Here is a 19,803-nt window from a genome sequence, read left to right as displayed (position 1 = left end):
GCCCCACCCATCCATGATCGAAGGATCCACAGTGAAGATCTCCCGAATCGCACGTATCGGCGCCGTCGGCGCCGTGGCCGCTCTCGCTCTCGCAGGCTGTGCCGCGAACGAAGGCGGCAACACCGGCGGCGGCTCGTCCGACGCTCCCGCCTCCTCTCTGACGGGCACGATCGAGGCCACCGGCGCCTCGTCGCAGGAGGCCGCGCAGCAGTCCTGGGTCGCAGCGTTCCAGACCGCGAACCCCGACACCACCATCAACTACACCGCCACCGGTTCGGGCACGGGACGCGAGAACTTCATCTCCGGCTCGTCGAACTTCATCGGCTCGGACCGCGCGTTCAACGCCGACGAGATCGCCGCAGGCGGCTTCGGCTCGTGCACGTCGGACGAGATCGTCGAGATCCCCGTCTACATCTCGCCCGTCGCGGTCGCCTTCAACCTCGAGGGCATCGACGAGCTGAACCTCGACGGCAAGACCATCGCCGGAATCTTCTCGGGATCGATCACCAAGTGGAACGACCCGGCCATCGTGTCCCAGAACGAGGGCGTCGACCTGCCCGACCAGGCGATCGTCACGGTGCACCGCGCCGACGCGTCGGGCACGCAGGAGACCTTCACGAAGTACCTCAGCGCCGTCGCCCCGGACGTCTGGACCTACGAGCCCGCCGACGAGTGGCCGCTCTCGACCGGTGAGGCCGGCGACGGCACCTCGGGCGTCGTCGACGCGATCTCCAACGGCTCCGGCTACATCGGCTTCGCAGATGCCTCGCGCACCTCGGAGCTCGGCCAGGTCGCCGTCCAGGTCGAGGGCGAGTACGTCGCGTACTCGGCCGAGGCCGCCGCCGCGCTCGTCGAGGCCTCACCGCTCGAAGAGGGCCGTTCGGACCACGACCTCGCCTACGACGTCGACCCGGCGGCAGCTCCGGCCGGCTCGTACCCGATCGCCCTCGTCTCCTACCTCATCGGATGCGTCGACTACGAGGACGCCGAGACCGCCGGTCTCGTGAAGGCGTACTTCGAGTACGTCGCTTCGGCCGAGGGACAGGACGCTGCCGCAGAAGCAGCAGGCAGCGCACCGATCTCCGACAGCCTCCGCGAGCAGATCAACACCGCGATCGACGCGATCGTCACGGAGTGACCGGCCGCTCAGCGACACGCTGAGCTCCGGCACCGACGCCCTCGGGGTGTCGGTCGACAGGATCTCGACCGACACCCCGGGGGCACCCGCATGAAGACACCCGAAAGCCCCTCCGAGCAGATCGTGGAGCAGCCCCGATGACCACCACCCAGGCGGGTCCCGACACCACCCGTTCCCCCGGTTCGCGCCCCGCGCTGCGCCGACGCGGCGACCTCATCTTCTCCGGTACCGCGCTCGGGGCGGGAATCGTCATTCTCATCACCCTCGCCGCGGTGGCGATCTTCCTCATCGTCCAGGCGATCCCGGCGTTGTCCGCGGACACGAGCAACAACCACATCCTCGAGGGGCAGTCCTTCCTGCCGTGGGTGTGGCCCTTCGTCTTCGGCACCCTGTGGTCGAGCTTCATCGCCCTCGTGATCGCGGCCCCCGTCGCGATCGGCATCGCGCTGTTCATCTCCCACTACGCGCCCCGCCGCCTCGCCGGCGTGCTCGGCTACGTAATCGACCTGCTCGCCGCGGTCCCCTCGGTCGTCTTCGGCCTCTGGGGTGCGCTGACCTTCGCCCCGATGCTGGTGCCGTTCTACAAGTGGCTCAATGAGAACCTCGGCTGGATCCCGCTCTTCAGCGGCACGCCCTCGGGAACCGGCAAGACGATTCTCACGGCATCCCTCGTGCTCGCGGTCATGATCCTCCCGATCATGACCGCCATCTGCCGCGAGGTCTTCCTCCAGACCCCCAAGCTGCATGAGGAGGCAGCGCTGGCCCTGGGCGCGACGCGCTGGGAGATGGTCCGCATGGCCGTGCTCCCCTTCGCCCGCAGCGGCATGGTCTCGGGAGCGATGCTCGGCCTCGGCCGCGCGCTCGGCGAGACGATGGCCGTGACCCTGGTGCTCTCGCCGCTCGGCATCGTCACCTTCAACCTGATCAACCCGGAGAACCCCACGACGATCCCGGCGATCATCGCGCTGCGGTTCCCCGAAGCCCACGACGAGGGCGTCAACACCCTCATCGCGGCCGGTCTGATCCTCTTCATCGTGACCTTCGCGGTCAACTTCATCGCCCGCTGGATCGTCTCGCGCCGCGCCGAGTTCTCGGGAGCCAACTGACATGACCGCCACGCTCACCCCGACGCCCGTCGCCGCCACCACGCATTCCACCTCGGCCGGCCACCTGCCCAAGTGGGCTCCGTGGGCCCTGCTGCTCGTCGCCTTCGTCGTCTCGGCCACGATCTTCGCCTTCATGAATGCGGGCGGCGACCCCGCCGACTTCAACATCGCGCTCACGCTCGTCGTGGGCCTGGTGTTCTACATCATCCTGATCTTCGTGATCTCCTCGGTGATCGAGAGCCGCCGCCACGCGGTGGATCGCCTGATGACCGCGCTCGTCTCGGGCGCCTTCGTGGTGGCGTTGCTGCCGCTCATCTCGCTGCTCTACACAGTCGTCGTGAACGGCTTGATGCGGTTCGACGGCGAGTTCTTCAGCTTCTCGATGCGCAACATCGTCGGAGAGGGCGGCGGCGCCGTCCACGCCATCTACGGCACCCTCCTGATCACCCTCGGCGCGACGATCATCTCGGTGCCGATCGGCCTGATGACCTCGATCTACCTGGTCGAGTACGGAGAGGGACGCAGGCTCGCCCGCGGCATCACCTTCCTCGTCGACGTCATGACCGGCATCCCGTCGATCGTCGCCGGTCTCTTCATCTACTCGGTGTTCGCGCTCCTCGTCGGCCCCGGCACGCGGATGGGAATCATGGGATCGCTGGCGCTGTCCGTGCTGATGATCCCGGTGGTGGTGCGAGGCTCCGAAGAGCTGCTGCGCATCGTGCCGAACGAGCTCCGTGAAGCCGCGTATGCGCTCGGCGTGCCGAAGTGGCTGACGATCATCAAGGTCGTGCTGCCGACGGCCATCGCGGGAATCACGACGAGCATCATGCTCGCGATCTCCCGAGTGATCGGTGAGACCGCTCCGCTGCTGCTCACGGTCGGCGTCGTGCAGGGCATGAACCTCAACATGTTCAGCGGGCAGATGGCCACATTGCCGGTCTTCTCGTACATGCAGGCGAAGTACCCCGGCATCCCGGTCGACGCCTACCTCGAGCGCGCGTGGGCAGCCGCGCTCACGCTCATCGTCATCGTCATGGTGCTCAACCTGCTGGCACGCGTCATCGCCAAGGTCTTCGCCCCCAAGCTCAACGGCCGCTGAGCCGTCTACCCGATTCGAACAAGAAGGATCCTCTCGTGTCCAAGAGCATCGAAGTCAACGACCTCAACGTCTACTACAGCGATTTCCTCGCTGTCGAGGACGTGAACATCGACATCAAGCCCAACACCGTCACGGCCTTCATCGGGCCGTCGGGTTGCGGCAAGTCGACCTTCCTCCGCACTCTCAACCGCATGCACGAGGTCATCCCGGGCGCGCGTGTCGAGGGCGAGGTGCTGATCGACGGCAAGAACCTCTACGGCGCGAGCGTCGACCCGGTGCTCGTGCGCCGTCAGGTCGGCATGGTGTTCCAGCGCCCGAACCCCTTCCCCACGATGTCGATCAAGGAGAACGTGCTCGCGGGCGTCAAGCTCAACAACACGCGCATGGCCAAGAGCGACCAGGACGCGCTCGTCGAGAAGTCGCTGCGCGGCGCCAACCTCTGGAACGAGGTCAAGGACCGTCTCGACAAGCCGGGCTCGGGCCTCTCGGGCGGACAGCAGCAGCGTCTGTGCATCGCGCGTGCGATCGCGGTCTCCCCCGATGTGATCCTCATGGACGAGCCCTGCTCGGCGCTCGACCCGATCTCGACCTTCGCGATCGAGGAGCTCATCGCCGAGATCAAGAACGACTACACGGTCGTCATCGTGACGCACAACATGCAGCAGGCAAGCCGCGTGTCCGACAAGACCGCGTTCTTCAACATCGCCGGCACGGGAAAGCCCGGCAAGCTCATCGAGTACGACGACACCTCGACGATCTTCACGACGCCCTCGGTGCAGGCCACGGAGGACTACGTGTCGGGTCGCTTCGGATAAGCATCCCGGTTCGCTCTTCTTCGGAGAACCCAGACCGACTGCTGGCAGGTCGGCGCGTCACTTCTCGACACGCCTGATCACCGCCGCACGGTCTGGGTTTTCCGCGTTGGTCCTCTCCTGCACCAGGCGCGAGAACAGCAGTCGTTGCACAGACGCCGGGGCGATCGGGCGTCGAGCTGACGCTGCATCGAGGGCGACGCGAGCATCGTCGGATGGGCTTCGCGCGGGCTGACATCGTTCTGAGGCGTCTCGGACGCATAGCGCGGACCTCGGAGTTGAGGCGCATGGGCGTGACCGAGGCGGAACTCACGCGAGCGGTCCGCGCGGGGGACATCATCCGCCCGCGTCAGGGCGTCTACGCTCTCCCCGATGCCCCCGTCGACGCTGTGCATGCGGCCGAGCACGGCGGCGCTGTCGGCTGCAGCGCGGCAGGAGTCCTGCACGGACTGTGGATCCTCGAGGTACCGCCCGAGCTCCACGTGTGGATGGGCGGCGCGGGGACGCCCCGCCTGGATCGAGACGCGTGCCGGGTCCACTGGGACGAGGGCACGGTCCGGGTCGGCCACCCCGCCCCTGTCCGCAACGCTTTGCTGCAGATGCTCGGCTGCGCCGGAGAGGACGCGTTCTTCGCGGCGTTGGAATCTGCCCTCCGACAGGCCCTCCTCTCCGTGCGCGACATGGCGTGGCTCGCACGACACCTGCCTCTCGACCGGCGGTGGCTGCTGGCCTTCGCGCGGTCCGACGCCGACAGCGGTCTGGAATCGCTCATCCGGCTGCGCCTCCACCGCATCGGCATCATTGTCCGGAGCCAGGTCGTCATCGAGGGTGTGGGCGAAGTCGACTTCGTCATCGGAGACAGACTCATCATCGAGGCGGACGGGCGCGAGAATCACGACGGGAGCGCGGCACGGGTCAAGGACCTCCGGCGCGACGCCGTGGCATCCGCTCTCGGCTACGAGACGCTTCGCTTCACCTACGCGATGGTCGTCCACGACTGGCAGACGGTCGAGGATGCGGTGCGCGGAGCCATGACGCGCCTCGCAATCTGCTGAGCGCTGCTGCAAAAGCCAGGCGTCTCGCTGCGTCACGGCGGGTCGCGCGGTGACGCGCCGGGGCGGCGCGACGCCGTCTCTGTTTTCCGACGGTGTGGGGGTGGGTGGGAGGGGGTGGGGGTCAGTCGCGGGGGGACAACAGGTATGCGTTCAGGTCCGCGGTGAGGCGGTGGTCCACAGGGAGCGCGATGCCGTCGACAGCGGTGATCGGAGCGGCGAGCCGCACACTCGAGACCAGCCACGCCGCATCGGCACGCGTGAGATCGGATGCGGGGACGCGGTCGTATTCGGCCTCGAAGCCCCGCTCGGCGAGATACTCGTAGACGCTCAACTGGGTCGTGCCGTGCAGGATGCCGCCGTTCGGAGCCGGCGTCACGAACCGATCCCCCATGCGCAGGATCAGCGACGCTGTCGGCGCCTCGAGCACGAAACCGTCGCGCGACAGGAAGATCGCATCGTCGGCCCCTCGCCGGTGCGCTTCACGCAACGCCGCCATGTTGACCGCGTACGAGAGGGTCTTGGCGCCGAGCAGCAGCCAGGGCGCCCGCGCGGCGATGTCGAGGTCGTACCCGCGATCGAGGGTCACGACCTGCACCCCGTTCGCACGCACCGCGGAGAAGTCGGATGCCGGCGCGGCCGTGACCCAGGCGGTCGGCGTCGGACCGTGCTCGACCCCCCTGCTGAGGATCAGCTTGATGACGTACTCCCCCGGACCGCAGTCGGCAGCGGCCCGTTCGATCGCCTGACGCCACTGCTCCTGGTTCGGCAGCGGCAGGTCGCACAGATCCGCCGAGTGCGCGAGCCGCTCGAGGTGCGGCACCACCTCCTGGGCGTGTCCGTCGACCACGCCGATCGACTCGAACACACCATCGCCGCGTTGAGTGCTGAGCTCGCCCACGCTCAGAGCGGGAGCCGCCGCATCCACCGCGGTGAACGTGTCGGCGAAGTCGGTGCGCGCGGCATCCGCCGCCACAGGGTCGATCATGAGAGCAAAGCGCCGGGTCATGATCCGAGCCTAGGCCCAGGGGAATACCCGCAGCGTGATCTTGTTACACTGGAGTGGCCGGGCCGCATAACCCCGGGCTCCAATTTTCGCCGCTGCGAGCGGCCTTCCGCCGAGAGGCGTTCTTGCGGCCCGGTCTTTTCATGTCCCGAGGCGGACGCGCTGCGCTCAGGCGAGAGCGCCCGTGCGCCACAGCACAGCCGACGCCGTCAGATCCTGCGCGTAGGTGCTCAGGCGCAGCGCCCGCGTGGTCAACTCGCTGGCCCGGGCGGGCTCCGTCTGCTCGTAGTCGTCGGCCGTGTGTGTGGCCCCCGAGGCCTGGACCCGGCAGAAGGCGGCCGCGCGGTCGAGCGCCACCGCGAAATCTCCCCGGAAAGCGCCCCGCAGGATCGTGTCGATCAGGGCCACCAGCTCATCGGGGTCGGCCGGCGCCGGCGCTCCGGCGATCACGGCATCCGCGGAGGCCAGCTCGACCCGACCGCGTTCGTACAGCAGGGCGGCCGTGTGCGGATCGCCGTGGATCGCGAGCTGCAGCACGTACAGGCGCCAGAGAGATCCCGGCAGAGTGCGCGAAGGCGCCTTCGACCACAGTTCGGCGATCTCGTCGATCCCGTGCTCATCGGTGAACGCCACCAGACGCTCGGCGCTCGCCCCGCTCTCGTCTGCACGCACGCGGGTAAGCAGCGCGGACGCCGTGGCATGCGCGACGCGCGTCTCTTCAGCGGGGTCGTGGGTCCCCACGATGTTGTCGAAGGCCTGCGTGGGACGGCGGACGGGGCGGGAGAACTGCTCGGGCATCCCCCCAGGGTACGCGCGATCTCCGGGGTCAGGCCGTCGGAATGGCGATGACGGGCTCGGTCGTCGGCAGCCCCGTGGGAGAGCCACCGGCCTCTTCGACCGTGACGGCGATCACGTCGCCCTCGTGCATCTCTCCGGCGAGGACGGCGGTGGCCTCTCCCCCATCGGCCTCGAAGACGCCCGCCGAGATGGGGGTCTCGCCCCGCACGAACCACAGCTCGTAGGCGCGGTCCTCGGGGAGCGGGTCGATGCCGTCGGCGACCAGCACCGCGGTGCCGAGCGACGCCGACCAGTGCGCGGTCGCCGTGCCGCCGTCGGCGAGTTCGATGGACGCCTGCTGAGCGTCTTCCGCCGACTGGATGTCCTGCAGGGCCACCACGCTGGCCGGGCGATTCACGTAGTCGTTGAGCGCTACGGCTCCGACGCCGACCCCGACGAGAAGCGCGAGGCAGGCGGCGAGCGCGAACAGCACGCGCAACGGGTGTGCGGGGGCCTTGGGAGCCGTGGCACCGGCAGCGGTCTCCGCGACGGACGCTCGATCGACCTCATCGCTCGGTGCGGCGATCATGGGCGCACCCGCGATCTCGGCATCGACGATGTCGCCGGTCTGCGGTGTCGCCGCGATACGCGCCAGGAGTTCGGCGCGGATGCCGGGGGCAGGGGTCGCGAGCTGCGCGCCGTCTGCGAGGAAGGCCGCGCTCTCCGCATCCGCGTCGACGATGTTCTGCCACTCGGGATGCGCGACGAGTGCGGCGTGGTACCGCTGCGCGTCATCGGGAGACAGCGCGTCGAGCGCCGCTCCTGCCGCGAGTTCTGCGAATTCCTGCTCGTTCATGCTGTCACCCCCATGGCTGTCCTGAGACGCGAGAGCCCATCTCGCATCCGTGTCTTGATCGTCCCCAGCGGTGCTCCCACGAGCACTGCCACTTCGTTTTGACTGTATCCGCCGTAATAGGCCAGAACGAGAGCTTCGCGCTGCGCCTCGGGAAGGCCCGAGAGCGCATTCACGACCTTCTCGCCCTCGATGCCCAGTTCGACCGTCTCCGCCACACTGTCGTGCGCGACTCCGATGTCCCTGAACCCGGCGCGGACGTCTCGATCCGCGCTGGACTGAGATGCACGCACCCGGTCGACCGCACGACGGTGCGCGATCGTCATCACCCAGGTTCTTCCCTGTCCCTTGTTCGGAGCGAACTTGGAAGCGGATTGCCAGATCTCGAGAAAAACCTCCTGCAGCACCTCTTCGCTCTGAGAGCGATTGACGAGGACTCGGAGGATGAGGCCGAAGACGCGGCTCGAGAGCATGTCGTACAGCTCTGCGAATGCGCGCTGATCACCGTCGCCGATGCGAACCAGCAGGTCAGCGACAGCATCCCGAGCCGTACCGTCTTCGGGTACGTCCATTCCATCGATGACCATCTCTACCAGCATGCCGCATCCTCCATGCATTCCTGCGCAACCGTCACCCGAAAGTGACGAAAAGTCCGCACCGACATCTCCTGGCGGATCCCGAGTCGAGGAGACCTCTTAATGCGCGACGTCGAAAACTGTTCGGTGCGGCGGCGGAATCGGATCGGATGGAGGGCGCTCGCGAATTTCTTCCGAGAATCTCCCATCCGTTCCGAAGAGGGCTCCGAACGACTGTCAACGCCACGGAGAGGCCGTGGCTGAGATTCTCAAGGAGCTCGAGATGTTCAGCACCAAGAAGAAGGTCACCGCAGCGATCACCCTCGGCCTGGCAAGCGCGTTCGTGCTCGCCGGATGTTCCATGGGCGGCACCGCCACCGAAGAGCCGTCGGAGTCGACGGCCCCCGAGTCGTCCGAGACGATGGCTCCCGAGACCGAGACCATGGACCCGGCCGCGAACCTCGTGGGCCCCGGCTGCGCGGCATACGCCGAGGCAGTGCCGGACGGCGACGGATCGGTCGCCGGCATGGCTCAGGACCCGGTCGCGGTGGCCGCATCCAACAACCCGCTGCTCACCACGCTCGTGGCAGCCGTGAGCGGTCAGCTCAACCCCGACGTCGACCTCGTCGACACGCTCAACGGTGACGAGTTCACCGTCTTCGCACCTGTCGACGATGCCTTCGCCAAGATCGACCCCGCCACCATCGAGGGACTCAAGACCGACAGCGCCACGCTGAGCTCGATCCTGACGTACCACGTGGTCCCCGGCCAGATCGCTCCTGACGAGATCGCGGGCATGCACGCCACGGTCCAGGGCGCTGACCTCGAGGTGACCGGCAGCGGCGACGAGCTGATGGTCAACGACGCCAACGTCATCTGCGGTGGAGTGCAGACCGCCAACGCGACCGTGTACCTCATTGACACGGTCCTGATGCCCCCGGCTGAGTAAGCAGGGAACACCGAGCTGGGTCTCGGAACATACTGCCCTCCACTCGGGGGAGGATGGCGGGCAGAAGAACGGGCCGTCGACGAGCACTCTCGTCGGCGGCCTGTTCTGTGCGCCACGGCGGAGGAGGTGACCTCCGAAGGCAAGCTAGGATGTGAGAGTCGGCCCACGGGCTGATGAACGGGCCTTTAGCTCAATTGGCAGAGCAGCGGACTTCAACGAAATAGGAGCGCCTCGGAGGAAACTCCGGGGATGACACCACTCAAAGTCGGGGAACCCTTCCTGGAGACAGATGGCAATCCCGAGCCAAGCCGGACGCAGTTCGGAAGGTGTAGAGACTGGACGGGTGGCACCTTCGGCGCAAGCCATGGTGAAGGGACAGTCCAGACCACGAACATCCGCGAGGATGGCGGCGAAAGTCGAAGTGGCAGGTTAATCCGCGGGTTGTGGGTTCGATCCCCACAGGGCCCACCATTCATGTGAGAACGAGCGCCCCGTCGCCCGCGCAGGCGTCGGTGGTCGGCGCTACTCTTTCGCCCGTGGCACCCATCGAGCACGGCGACGCACCCACCGACCCGGACGCAGCATCACCTGTGCTCAAGCGCTGCGGAACGTGCGAGGCGTCGAAGCCGCTCGCTGACTTCAACCGCAAGAAGTCGCGGGCGGACGGCCTGCAGGAGACATGCCGGGAGTGCAATCGTGCGGCATCACGTCGCTACTACCGCCAGAATCGCGCACACCACATCGCCGTCATCCGGGCGCGGACGAACGCGCAACGAGAAGCGAGCCTCCGATTCGTGACCGATTACCTCCACGCACACCCCTGCGTGGACTGCGGAATCGCGGACCTGCGGGTCCTCGACTTCGACCATCGACCGTGCTCAGAGAAGCGCGACACTGTCATGCAGCTCGTGCACAACGGCTTCGGCCTCACCGCCATCGAGCGTGAGATCGCCAAATGCGACGTGCGTTGCCGAAACTGCCACGCGATCGTGACCTACGAACGCCTCGGCGACACATGGCGGTCGCGCGCGATGCGCTCGGCACCCTCGGAGCACTGATGCTCGTGCGTATCACCGTCGGCTCGTTCCGGCCACCCCCTTCTCGGCATCCGCATAGTGGGAGAGAGTCGAAGTGTCCCCATCCGGGACTCGAGCCTCCACGAAAGGACGCATCATGGCGACACTCACAGACAGCCGAGTGGCATTCCTGGCGACAGACGGATTCGAGGACAGCGAGCTCACCAGCCCCTGGGAAGCCGTGCAGGCAGAGGGCGCGAGCGCGACGCTGATCGCACCCGAGGGCGCGCAGATCAAGGGCAAGAACGGTCACGTCCAGCATGTGGACTTGACCTCGGCGGATGCCACGGCAGACGAGTTCGATGCTCTCGTGCTCCCGGGCGGCGTCGTGAACGCGGATCACCTGCGCCTCGACAAGCCGTCGATCGAACTCGCCCGCACGTTCTTCGAGCAGCACAAGCCGGTGGCCGTGATCTGCCACGGAGCCTGGATCCTGATCGAGGCAGGCGTGGTCGACGGCCGCACGCTCACGAGCTACCCAAGCCTGGCGACCGATCTCCGCAATGCAGGCGCGACCTGGGTCGACGAAGAGGTCGTGGTCGATCAGGGCCTCGTCTCGAGCCGCACGCCCGACGACCTTCCGGCCTTCAACGCCAAGCTCGTCGAAGAGGTGGCCGAAGGCCGCCACGCGGGTCAGACGGCCTGACGGCCGCACTGTTCGACTGCAGCATCCGGCGGTCCGGCATCACGCGCTCATCCGAGCCCTGTGACGCCGGACCGCCGCTCTGTTGGCGCAGCGCACGGAGCAGAAGCGCTGACGTCCGTTGCGGGTGATGTCGACCACGACGCGGGTGCACGGCGCGGCCTCGCACCGCGCCAGACGGTCCATGCCGCGCGTGACGAGGTGCAGCGAGGTGCCGACGGCGAAGATCGCACGCAGGACGTACGGCAAGGACTCCACGTCGTCGCGATAGTGCAGGTGCCATCCCTCGCCGTCGTGGTCGGTGAGCCGGGGGTAGGCGGCGGCCTGAACCATCTGAGAGTTGAGGATCGCCGCGCGCGCAGCGGGATCGAGTTCGTCGACGATCCGAAGCCAGTCGTCGACGACCTCTCGTACTTTCTCGTGGTCGTCGGCAGCGGGCGGGAACGTCATCGTCATGCCCATCTCGAGCGTCCGCTCCTCGACGCCCGCCCGATCTGCGGGGAACTCGTTCGCGAGCGAGGCCGCGAGCAGCACCGCGTACTCGCCGTAAGGGTTGAGATGCATAAGGCCATTACATCACGCTGGATGCATGACCTCCTCGCGCACCCTGTCGATCCCCGTTCCCGTCCGTGAGCCGCACGAGCATGCGTGGATCACCGAGTCACGACATCGGACAAGCGACGGGATCGTGGTCTACGTGCGGTGCGTCGGCTGCGCCGCACGCAGAGTCGATCGGCAGTCGCGTCCATCGCTTCCGCCGTCAGCGCTGAGCCGGGCGACGGTTACTCCGTGAGTTCCGCGAGCGCGCGCACCGTGCGCAGATTTCGGGCCGTGCCCGCCACGCCGAGCGCGCGGTCGAGCACCGCCTTCGTGAGCTTGGTGTTCTGCACGCCTCCCTCGCCGTAGTCGATCCACAGATCGTCTCCGACGAGAGCGATCCTCTCCCCCGCGACGAGCCGTTCTCGCAGGGCCTCGACGGCACCGGGCGCCGCGTGACCCTCGAGGAACACCGCGTGCAGCATCTTGTCGGATGCATCCGCGAACGGGGGCTCCTGCGCCGCCTGAACGAGTTCTGCATGGGTGCGCAGGATCACCGTGGTGTCGACGGAGAATGCCGTGGCGATCAGCTCACGGACCCTCGCCCGCGTCGCCTCCGCATCGACCGGATGCTCGCAGATGATGTTCCCGCTCGCGATGTACGTCGAGACCTCGCCGAGCTCGGGAGCGAGCAGAGCGCGCAGTTCGGCCATGGGCACCTTCCCCCGCCCTCCGACGTTGACGGCGCGCAGCAGCAGGACGCTGCGGCTCACACGGCACCGCTCTCGATCAGCTCGGCACCGGCATGCGCGAGCTCGGCGCGCGCGGCCTCGCTCGACTCCGGGTTCACGCCGGCGATGAGATCGGTGAACACGCGCACTCGCACCCCGTGGGAGATGACGTCCAGCGCCGATGCGCGCACACAGTGATCCGTGGCGATCCCCACGACGTCGGCCGCGATCACACCGGCGCCCGTCAAGATCGCCCCGACGGTCTCTCCGGAGTCGGACGTGCCCTCGAACATCGAATAGGCCGGCCGCCCCTGCCCCTTGCGCACATGATGGGTGACGGCATCCACGGCGAGCAGCGGGTCGTAGGCCGCACCCGCGCTCTCGGCCACGCAGTGCACCGGCCAGGTGTCGACGAAGTCGGGCTCGTCCGCGAAATGCCCCCCGTTGTCGCCCTCGGGGTCGTGCCAGTCGCGAGACGCGATGATGACGTCATAGTCGGCGGCGTGTTCTGCGAGGAACGCGGTGATCGCGGAGGCCACGGCGTCGCCGCCGGACACCGCGAGTGCCCCGCCCTCGGTGAAATCGTTCTGCACATCGACGATGAGAAGCGCTCTGCTCATGCTTCGAGGGTACGCCTCGGGTGCGACGGGCGGAGGGAACCAGAAGGCCCCGTGATGTTCTTCGCATCACGGGGCCTGGTGGAGCCGCTTGTCAGAATCGAACTGACGACCTTTTCATTACGAGTGAAATGCTCTGCCGACTGAGCTAAAGCGGCGCGATCATCGATATTACCCGAGCGAGCGCGACATCGCGAATCGGCCGGCCCGACGCCGCGGGAACCCGCACGATCACTCGCAGCGGAGGCCGTCTTCAGGCACCGAGTCGTCGAGGAGGAAGGCCTCCACCGCGCCGTCGACGCAGGAGTTGCCCTTGTTGTAGCCGGTGTGCCCCTCTCCGACGCGCGTGATCAGGACGCCTTCTTCGAGCTGCTCGGCGAGCGACTCGGACCACTCGTACGGCGTCGCCGGATCGTTCGTGGTCCCGATCACCAGAATCGGCCCCGCGCCCTCCGCCCGGATCTCTCCGCGGGTGCCGGTGGGCGGGTAGGGCCACACCTCGCACGGGTCGGGTCCGCTCCAGTAGGGCGCGATCGTCGGAGCACCCTCGGCGATCTTCGCCTCGGTGGCGGCCTCGGCCGCGGGATCGTCTTCGACGGGATAGTCCATGCAGTTGTACGCGCGGAACGCCTCGGTGGAGTTGTCGAGGTAGGAACCGTTCTGATCACGACCGTTGTAGAAGTCGGCGAGGAAGAAGGCGGTCGTCGGGTCGCCCTGCAGCGACTCGTCGAGCGCCTGCGTGAGGTAGGTCCAGTTGTCGGCGGAGTACAGCGCGGCGATGATGGCGGTCATCAGGGCGTCGGCGCCGAGCATGCGGCCGTCGCCTCCCTGCAGCGGAGTCGCGTCGACGCTCGCGAGCAGTGCACCGAGATCGGCCATCGCCTCGTCGACCGTGCCGTTGAAGGGGCACTCCCCCGAGTCGAGGCAGCTCTGCATGTAGGAGCGGAGTGCCGATTCGAACCCGAGGGCCTGCGTGGCACCGACGTCGAGCCCCGACACCGCGGGATCGATGGCGCCGTCGAGCACGAGGCGGCCGGCCTTCTCGGGGTACAGCGCGGCGTAGGTCGCGCCGAGGAACGTGCCGTACGAGTAGCCCAGGTAGTTGAGCTCGGTGTCGCCCAGCACTGCCCGGATCAGGTCCATGTCACGCGCCGAGTTGACCGTCGTGATGTACGGGAGGATGCCGCCGCTGTTGGCGTCGCACGCCTGGGCGAACTCGGCGGCGCCCTCGAGCAGCTCGGCCTCCCACTCCGGGGTGCCGCGCTTCGCCGTCGGGATCGTGTACAGGTAGTCGTCCATCCCCGCGGCATCGAGGCACGTCGCGGCCGAGGACTGGCCGACTCCCCGAGGATCGAACCCGATCACGTCGAAGTTGTCGATCAGGTCGGCGCCGACGGCGAAGTCGAGGCTGTCGCGGATGAGCTCGACACCACTGGCGCCGGGACCGCCCGGGTTCGTCAGCAGCGAGCCCTGCGCATCGCCCGTCGCCTGGTGACGCACGACCGAGAGGGTGATCTCTGCATCACCCGGCTTCTCCCAGTCGAGCGGTGCGGTGACATCGGTGCAGTCGAAGCCGGTGCCGCACTCCGTCCACGTCAGCGTCTGACCGTAGTACGGCAGGAGATCGTCGGCGACGCCCTCGGTGTCCGGCGCCTTGGTGATGGAGGGCTTCGGGCCTGCCCCTTCCGGGATCGCTGCGTACAGGCAGCCCGACAGCGCGACGGAGGCGGCCGCGAGACCGGCGATCAGGGCGGAGACGCGGCGAATACGGGAAGTCGGTCGGTGGTTCACGGTGTCCTCCCGCTCGTGACAGTCACGAGCAAGCTCTCCAGGGCGAGCAGCGGTGCGACGTTGCGCTCCAGCGACTGGCGCGTCTCGGCAAGGTGGTCGAGTACGACAAGCGTACGGGTCTCGGGCCATGCGGCCGCGAGGTCGGCGAGCTCTTCGCGCAGCTCTCGGTTGATCAGCTGGTCGTCACGACCGAACTGCAGCATGATGACGTCGCGGAACATCGACTGCAGATCCGTCAGCACGCGATCGATCCCATCACGCAGGCTGCGCGTCGCACGCTTCTTCTGGTCGTCTTCGAGCGCCGAGATCTGCGTCCGCAGCGCGGGAGGCACCGCCTGTCCTTCGGCGATCCCCACCGTGCGCAGCAGCGATGCGCGCTCGGCGGCGTCTCGTTCGGCCGTCAGCGCCTTCGCGTCGTCGGTGGCCGCCTGGATGATGCGACCCGCGACCTCGACCGCATCATTGACGCCGCGCACCGCCAACACCGACCGGAGAGTCTCATCCCGTCGCCTGCGTGCGGCCTCATCGGTGGCCAGACGCTGCGCCATGCCGATGTGGCGCTGCGCGTGACGCGCTGCCTGCTCGGCAACGGTCTCGTCGACGCCGGTGCGCAGCGTGATCAGGCGCGCGACGTCGGCCACGTCGGGCTCACGCAGCCGCAGCGACCTGACCCGTGAGCGGATGGTCGGCAGCAGGTCGGCCTCGCTGGGGGCGCACAGGATCCACACGGTCTGCTCGGGCGGCTCTTCGAGCGCCTTGAGCAGCACGTTCGACGTGCGCTCGACCATGCGATCGGCATCCTCGACGACGATCACGCGGTAGCGGCCCGCCGAAGGGGCGAAGTACGAACGCTCGACGAGTGCTCTCGCCTCGGCGATCGTGATGATCACCTTGTCGGTGCGCAGCGCCGTGACGTCGGGGTGCGTGCCTGCGAGCACCTGACGCATCGCCGCCTCGTCGTCGGGGCGGTCGGCGATCAGCGCGGCCGCGAACGCGTAGGCGAGCGTCGATCGTCCCGACCCCGGCGGTCCCGTTATCAGCCAGGCGTGAGAGAGGGCGGAGGGATCGGACGCCGCATCGCGCAGCGTCTCGACAGCCGCATCCTGCCCCCACACATCGGCCCACGGGAAGGGGGCGGCGATGGTCTGGGGCATGCACACAGCCTAATCGGGCCTGCCGACGTCGGCGTACGGAGCTGCGACGACGAGAGGACCGGAACGACGATGACGCAGCACCGGCGGTGATCTCAGCCCAGGAGCTCCTGCACGCGCGCCCGGATCTGCTCGGCGATCACCTGCGGCGAGGCATCCGCGTCGACCACCAGGAAGCGCTCCGGCTCGGCAGCGGCGAGCGCGAGATACGCGTCGCGCACTCGCGCGTGGAACTCGGTCTTCTCGGCCTCGAGGCGATCGAACGGCTTGTCGGCGGAATCGAGACGCACACGCGCCGCCTCCGGCGCCAGATCGAGAAGCACCGTCAGATCGGGCAGCGCTCCCTCCGCGGCCCAGAGCGAGAGATCGCGGACCTCGCCGGCGTCGAGCACGCGGCCCGCACCCTGATATGCGACCGAGGAGTCGAGGTAGCGGTCCTGCAGCACGACCTCGCCCCGCGCGAGAGCCGGGCGCACGACCGTCGCGACGTGGTGCGCGCGATCGGCTGCGTAGAGCAGCGCCTCGGCGCGCGGAGCGATGTCACCTCGATGGTGGAGCACGATGTCGCGGATCAGATTGCCGACCTCCGAGCCGCCCGGCTCACGAGTGCGGAGGACCGTGCGTCCCTCGCTCGACAACCAGGCCGCGAGCAGATCGGACTGCGTGGTCTTGCCCGAGCCGTCGCCGCCTTCGAGCGTGATCCACACTCCGGGACCTGACGTCACGAACCGGCCTTCATCTCGATCGGCTCCGCTCACTCCGCACGACGCTTCGCAGCGGCATTGGCCGCGCGCGTCGCGGCGGCCTTCTTCGCGGCAGCGGAACGGGCGGCGGCCCTCTCCGCGTCGGTCGCGGCGGCAGAGGACTTCTTGGCAGGAGCCTTCTTCGCAGCGGGCTTCTTGGCGGGAGCCTTCTTCGCCGCGGGCTTCTTCGCGGGAGCCTTCTTCGCGGCGCCGCGCTTGGGAGCGGGGCCCTTCGCGCGCTTGTCGGCGAGCATCTGCACGGCGGTCTCGAACGTGATGTCCTCGACCTTCTGCCCCCGCGGGATCGTGACGTTGGTCTCGCCGTCGGTCACGTACGCCCCGAAACGACCGTCGCGGATGCGGATGGGCTTTCCGCTCACAGGGTCGGCCTCGAACTCGGCGAGCGCGCTGGACGCACGCCGGGAGCCCGCCCCGTACTTCGGCTGCTTGTAGATCTCCAGAGCCTGCTCGAGCGTGACGTCGAAGATTTGGGATTCGCTCTCGAGCGAGCGCGAATCCGTGCCCTTCTTGAGATACGGGCCGAAACGTCCGTTCTGCGCCGTGATCTCGTCGCCCGTCTCGGGGTCGGTGCCGACGACACGCGGAAGGCTGAGGAGCTGCAGTGCGGTGTCGAGGTCGATCGTGTCGACCGACATCGAACGGAACAGCGATCCGGTGCGGGGCTTCGGAGCCGTGTCCTTCTTCGCTCCGCGCTTGGGCTTGGGGGCCTCGACCACTTCGCCGGTCGCCTCGTCCACTGCGGCGTCGTCCGACACCGGGTCGTTCTCCTGCACGTAGGGCCCGAAGCGACCGTCCTTCACGACGATGATCTTGCCGTTCTCGGGATTGGTGCCGAGCACACGATCTCCCGCGACGGGGGCGTCGATGAGTTCCTGCGCCTTCTCGGCCGTGAGCTCGTCGGGAGCGAGGTCTTCGGGAACGTTGACGATGCGCGGCTTCTCGTCGGGCGCCTCGGGGTTCGCGACCTCGAGGTACGGGCCGTACTTGCCGAACCGCAGCGTCGCGTTGTCGGTGATCGGTGTCGAGTTGAGTGCCCGCGCATCGATCTCACCGAGGTTGTCGACCACCTGACGGAGCCCGACATGAGAGTCCGACCCGTAGTAGAAGGAGCGCAGCCACTCCACGCGCTTCTGCTCACCGCGAGCGATCGCGTCGAGGTCGTCTTCGAGCGCGGCAGTGAAGTCGTAGTCGATGAGGTCGGCGAAGTGCTCCTCGAGCAGCCTCACGACGCTGAACGCGAGCCACGTCGGAACGAGCGCCTGTCCCCGCTTGGTCGCGTATCCGCGGTCGATCACCGTGCCGATGATGCTCGCGAATGTCGAAGGCCGGCCGATGCCGTGCTCCTCGAGGGCCTTCACGAGCGATGCCTCGGTGTAGCGCGGCTTGGGAGTGGTGCGGTGGCCCTTCGCCTCCGCGTCCGACATGCGCAGCTCGTCGCCGACCGCGACGACCGGCAGCGACTGGTTCTCGTCGGCGTCCTTGTCATTGCGCTTCTCGTCGCGCCCCTCTTCGTACGCCTCGAGGAAGCCCTTGAAGGTGTAGACGGTGCCGGATGCCGTGAACTCGGCCTTCTGCCCCGCTGCATCGACCAGGATCGTGACCGTGGTGGTCTCGTACTTGGCGTCGGCCATCTGGCTGGCCACCGTGCGCTTCCAGATGAGGTCGTAGAGGCGGAACTCCTCGCGGTCGAGCTCGGCCGAGACGGACTTCGGCGTGCGGAAGGTCTCTCCCGACGGACGGATCGCCTCGTGCGCCTCCTGTGCGTTCTTGCTCTTCGACTTGTACACGCGCGGCTTGAGCGGCACCGCACTGTCTCCGTAGAGAGCCACGGCCTGACTGCGTGCCGCCTGCACCGCCTGGGTGCTCAGCGCCACGGAGTCGGTACGCATATAGGTGATGTAGCCCTTCTCGTACAGACGCTGGGCCACGCTCATCGCCTGCTTGGCGCTCATCGAGAGCTTGCGCCCGGCTTCCTGCTGCATCGTGGAAGTCGTGAACGGCGCATACGGGCTCCGGGTTCCGGGCTTGGCCTCGACCTTGGTGACCGCACCGGTGCCCGCGGACTCGACGGCCCGGGCGAGAGCCGCGGCCTTCTCCTCATCGAGGATGACGACGGCCTTCTTGAGTGCGCCGGTGTCGTCGAAGTCGGTGCCGCGGGCGAGCTGACCGCCGTCGACCCTGACCAGGCGCACGCGGAAGCCCGAAGACGATGACGCGAGCGCCTCGACGTCCCAGTACTCCGCCGACACGAACGCCATGCGCTCGCGTTCGCGCTCGACGATCATGCGCGTCGCGGCGGACTGCACGCGTCCGGCCGAGAGACCCGTCTTCACCTTGTACCAGAGCACGGGCGAGACGTCCCAGCCGTACAGACGGTCGAGGATGCGGCGGGTCTCCTGCGCGTCGACCAGATCCGTATCGAGTTCGCGGGTGTTGCCGATCGCCGCCTGGATCGCGTCCTTCGTGATCTCGTGGAAGACCATGCGCTTGACCGGGACCTTGGGCTTCAGGGTCTCGAGCAGATGCCAGGCGATCGCCTCGCCCTCGCGGTCCTCATCAGTGGCGAGCAGGAGCTCGTCGGCGGTCTTGAGCGCCCGCTTGAGCTCGGCGACGGTCTTCGTCTTGCGATCGGACACGACGTAATAGGGGTCGAAGTCGTTGTCGACGTCGATCGAGTACTTCCCGTAGGCCTGCTTGTCAGCCGCCGGGATGTCCTTCTTGTCTGCGAGATCGCGGATGTGCCCCACCGAGCTCAGCACCTCGTAACCGTCGCCGAGGTACCCCTGAATCGACCGCATCTTCGTCGGAGACTCGACGATGACGAGCTTCTTGCCTTGAGCCAAGGGAGCATCCTTTCTTCGAAGCACACCATACACACCGCTGTGATGGGTTCGTCACAGTGGTCGCCGACATTTCGCCGGACCGTGCCTCGTGCGGCCGTCATCTTCCGTCGGGTGGCCCAGCTCGGGCGCGGGAGACGGCTGCGAGTCCAGCGTACGCCGCCTCGACCTGTACGGTCGCCACAAATCCCTCGACCACGCAGCCGGTGAGCGCTCCTCCTGCGGCTGCCGCGACACGCGCCGCCAGCGCGCACGGCGCTTCCGCCACGACGATCGCTCCGCTGGC

19 protein-coding genes, 1 tRNA gene and 1 pseudogene are annotated in these 19,803 nt (G+C 67.7%); 8 read left to right on the top strand and 13 right to left on the bottom strand.

Translation table 11 applies throughout. The features are described from left to right. Window positions 1–31: 31 nt before the first annotated feature. The 5 genes from RWO82_RS09345 (at window position 32) to RWO82_RS09325 (ending at window position 5,210) form a co-directional block, all read left to right on the top strand. Entirely contained in the window at window positions 32–1,138 is a 1,107-nt protein-coding gene (locus tag RWO82_RS09345) for a phosphate ABC transporter substrate-binding protein PstS (RefSeq protein WP_314426039.1), read from the top strand. A gap of 137 nt (window positions 1,139–1,275) precedes the next feature. After that, a complete protein-coding gene (pstC, locus tag RWO82_RS09340) occupies window positions 1,276–2,244 on the top strand; it encodes a phosphate ABC transporter permease subunit PstC (protein ID WP_314426036.1) in 969 nt (322 codons plus the stop codon). A 1-nt stretch (window position 2,245) separates the two neighbouring features. Then, complete coding sequence (gene pstA, locus RWO82_RS09335) at window positions 2,246–3,343, top strand: phosphate ABC transporter permease PstA (RefSeq protein ID WP_314426033.1); 1,098 nt, start codon at window positions 2,246–2,248, stop codon at window positions 3,341–3,343. Between the two features lie 35 nt (window positions 3,344–3,378). Beyond that, window positions 3,379–4,158, top strand: coding sequence for a phosphate ABC transporter ATP-binding protein PstB (pstB, locus tag RWO82_RS09330; protein ID WP_314426031.1), 780 nt, complete (start codon window positions 3,379–3,381; stop codon window positions 4,156–4,158). Between the two features lie 212 nt (window positions 4,159–4,370). Continuing rightward, on the top strand, window positions 4,371–5,210 hold the full coding sequence (locus tag RWO82_RS09325) for a type IV toxin-antitoxin system AbiEi family antitoxin domain-containing protein (protein WP_314426029.1): 840 nt from the start codon (window positions 4,371–4,373) through the stop codon (window positions 5,208–5,210). Window positions 5,211–5,331: 121 nt separating this feature from the next. Here RWO82_RS09325 and RWO82_RS09320 read toward each other — a convergent pair whose 3' ends face one another. From RWO82_RS09320 to sigK, 4 genes are all read right to left on the bottom strand, one after another. Beyond that, window positions 5,332–6,216, bottom strand: coding sequence for an aminodeoxychorismate lyase (locus RWO82_RS09320; protein WP_314426026.1), 885 nt, complete (start codon window positions 6,214–6,216; stop codon window positions 5,332–5,334). A gap of 165 nt (window positions 6,217–6,381) precedes the next feature. Further along, window positions 6,382–7,011, bottom strand: coding sequence for a DNA-directed RNA polymerase subunit beta (locus RWO82_RS09315; RefSeq protein WP_314426023.1), 630 nt, complete (start codon window positions 7,009–7,011; stop codon window positions 6,382–6,384). Between the two features lie 28 nt (window positions 7,012–7,039). After that, complete coding sequence (locus RWO82_RS09310; protein WP_314426020.1) at window positions 7,040–7,846, bottom strand: anti-sigma factor; 807 nt, start codon at window positions 7,844–7,846, stop codon at window positions 7,040–7,042. After that, entirely contained in the window at window positions 7,843–8,442 is a 600-nt protein-coding gene (gene sigK, locus RWO82_RS09305; RefSeq protein WP_314426017.1) for an ECF RNA polymerase sigma factor SigK, read from the bottom strand. The genes RWO82_RS09310 and sigK overlap by 4 nt, the downstream gene beginning before the upstream one ends. A 259-nt stretch (window positions 8,443–8,701) precedes the next feature. Here sigK and RWO82_RS09300 point away from each other — a divergent pair, with 259 nt between their 5' ends. The 3 genes from RWO82_RS09300 (at window position 8,702) to RWO82_RS09290 (ending at window position 11,089) form a co-directional block, all read left to right on the top strand. Continuing rightward, window positions 8,702–9,367, top strand: a complete 666-nt coding sequence (locus RWO82_RS09300) for a fasciclin domain-containing protein (protein ID WP_314426059.1) — start codon at window positions 8,702–8,704, stop codon at window positions 9,365–9,367. A 536-nt stretch (window positions 9,368–9,903) separates the two neighbouring features. Further along, the gene (locus RWO82_RS09295) at window positions 9,904–10,425 is read left to right on the top strand and encodes a hypothetical protein (protein ID WP_314426014.1); all 522 of its coding nucleotides are present in this window, start codon (window positions 9,904–9,906) and stop codon (window positions 10,423–10,425) included. 115 nt (window positions 10,426–10,540) lie between these two features. Further along, window positions 10,541–11,089, top strand: coding sequence for a type 1 glutamine amidotransferase domain-containing protein (locus tag RWO82_RS09290; RefSeq protein ID WP_314426012.1), 549 nt, complete (start codon window positions 10,541–10,543; stop codon window positions 11,087–11,089). A gap of 39 nt (window positions 11,090–11,128) precedes the next feature. Here the strand turns inward: RWO82_RS09290 and RWO82_RS09285 are convergent, their stop codons facing one another. The 9 genes and pseudogenes from RWO82_RS09285 to RWO82_RS09245 all read right to left on the bottom strand — a co-directional run. Beyond that, on the bottom strand, window positions 11,129–11,650 hold the full coding sequence (locus tag RWO82_RS09285) for a CGNR zinc finger domain-containing protein (protein ID WP_314426009.1): 522 nt from the start codon (window positions 11,648–11,650) through the stop codon (window positions 11,129–11,131). A gap of 218 nt (window positions 11,651–11,868) precedes the next feature. Beyond that, the gene (locus tag RWO82_RS09280) at window positions 11,869–12,396 is read right to left on the bottom strand and encodes a DUF1697 domain-containing protein (RefSeq protein ID WP_314426007.1); all 528 of its coding nucleotides are present in this window, start codon (window positions 12,394–12,396) and stop codon (window positions 11,869–11,871) included. Next, complete coding sequence (locus RWO82_RS09275; protein ID WP_314426004.1) at window positions 12,393–12,974, bottom strand: isochorismatase family protein; 582 nt, start codon at window positions 12,972–12,974, stop codon at window positions 12,393–12,395. The genes RWO82_RS09280 and RWO82_RS09275 overlap by 4 nt, the downstream gene beginning before the upstream one ends. A 79-nt stretch (window positions 12,975–13,053) precedes the next feature. After that, window positions 13,054–13,129: transfer RNA gene (locus tag RWO82_RS09270), tRNA-Thr, on the bottom strand. A gap of 73 nt (window positions 13,130–13,202) precedes the next feature. Then, window positions 13,203–14,762, bottom strand: coding sequence for an alpha/beta hydrolase (locus RWO82_RS09265; protein ID WP_314426002.1), 1,560 nt, complete (start codon window positions 14,760–14,762; stop codon window positions 13,203–13,205). After that, window positions 14,759–15,916, bottom strand: coding sequence for a DNA polymerase III subunit delta' (locus RWO82_RS09260; RefSeq protein ID WP_314425999.1), 1,158 nt, complete (start codon window positions 15,914–15,916; stop codon window positions 14,759–14,761). Before RWO82_RS09260 ends, RWO82_RS09265 begins: the two co-directional genes overlap by 4 nt. Before the next feature lie 92 nt (window positions 15,917–16,008). Further along, a complete protein-coding gene (gene tmk, locus RWO82_RS09255; RefSeq protein WP_314425996.1) occupies window positions 16,009–16,638 on the bottom strand; it encodes a dTMP kinase in 630 nt (209 codons plus the stop codon). A 29-nt stretch (window positions 16,639–16,667) separates the two neighbouring features. Further along, window positions 16,668–19,520 (bottom strand): type I DNA topoisomerase, encoded by a 2,853-nt coding sequence (gene topA, locus RWO82_RS09250; protein ID WP_314425994.1) that lies wholly within the window; start codon window positions 19,518–19,520, stop codon window positions 16,668–16,670. Between the two features lie 97 nt (window positions 19,521–19,617). After that, window positions 19,618–19,803: pseudogene (locus RWO82_RS09245) on the bottom strand (helicase); the annotation flags it as partial.

Origin of the sequence: uncultured Microbacterium sp. (assembly GCF_963521645.1) — a bacterium.
Classification (GTDB): Bacteria; Actinomycetota; Actinomycetes; order Actinomycetales; family Microbacteriaceae; genus Microbacterium.
The sequence above is the reverse complement of the archived record's forward strand: the minus strand, read 5'-3'. Positions and strand labels throughout refer to the sequence as shown.

Excerpts from the sequence above, each read along its gene's own strand:
- pstC (WP_314426036.1), top strand. The coding sequence starts at position 1,276 with ATGACCACCACCCAGGCGGGTCCCGACACCACCCGTTCCCCCGGTTCG.
- pstA (WP_314426033.1), top strand. The coding sequence starts at position 2,246 with ATGACCGCCACGCTCACCCCGACGCCCGTCGCCGCCACCACGCATTCC.
- RWO82_RS09325 (WP_314426029.1), top strand. The coding sequence starts at position 4,371 with ATGGGCTTCGCGCGGGCTGACATCGTTCTGAGGCGTCTCGGACGCATA.
- RWO82_RS09320 (WP_314426026.1), bottom strand. The coding sequence starts at position 6,216 with ATGACCCGGCGCTTTGCTCTCATGATCGACCCTGTGGCGGCGGATGCC.
- RWO82_RS09315 (WP_314426023.1), bottom strand. The coding sequence starts at position 7,011 with ATGCCCGAGCAGTTCTCCCGCCCCGTCCGCCGTCCCACGCAGGCCTTC.
- RWO82_RS09310 (WP_314426020.1), bottom strand. The coding sequence starts at position 7,846 with ATGAACGAGCAGGAATTCGCAGAACTCGCGGCAGGAGCGGCGCTCGAC.
- sigK (WP_314426017.1), bottom strand. The coding sequence starts at position 8,442 with ATGCTGGTAGAGATGGTCATCGATGGAATGGACGTACCCGAAGACGGT.
- RWO82_RS09300 (WP_314426059.1), top strand. The coding sequence starts at position 8,702 with ATGTTCAGCACCAAGAAGAAGGTCACCGCAGCGATCACCCTCGGCCTG.
- RWO82_RS09290 (WP_314426012.1), top strand. The coding sequence starts at position 10,541 with ATGGCGACACTCACAGACAGCCGAGTGGCATTCCTGGCGACAGACGGA.
- RWO82_RS09285 (WP_314426009.1), bottom strand. The coding sequence starts at position 11,650 with ATGCATCTCAACCCTTACGGCGAGTACGCGGTGCTGCTCGCGGCCTCG.
- RWO82_RS09275 (WP_314426004.1), bottom strand. The coding sequence starts at position 12,974 with ATGAGCAGAGCGCTTCTCATCGTCGATGTGCAGAACGATTTCACCGAG.
- RWO82_RS09260 (WP_314425999.1), bottom strand. The coding sequence starts at position 15,916 with ATGCCCCAGACCATCGCCGCCCCCTTCCCGTGGGCCGATGTGTGGGGG.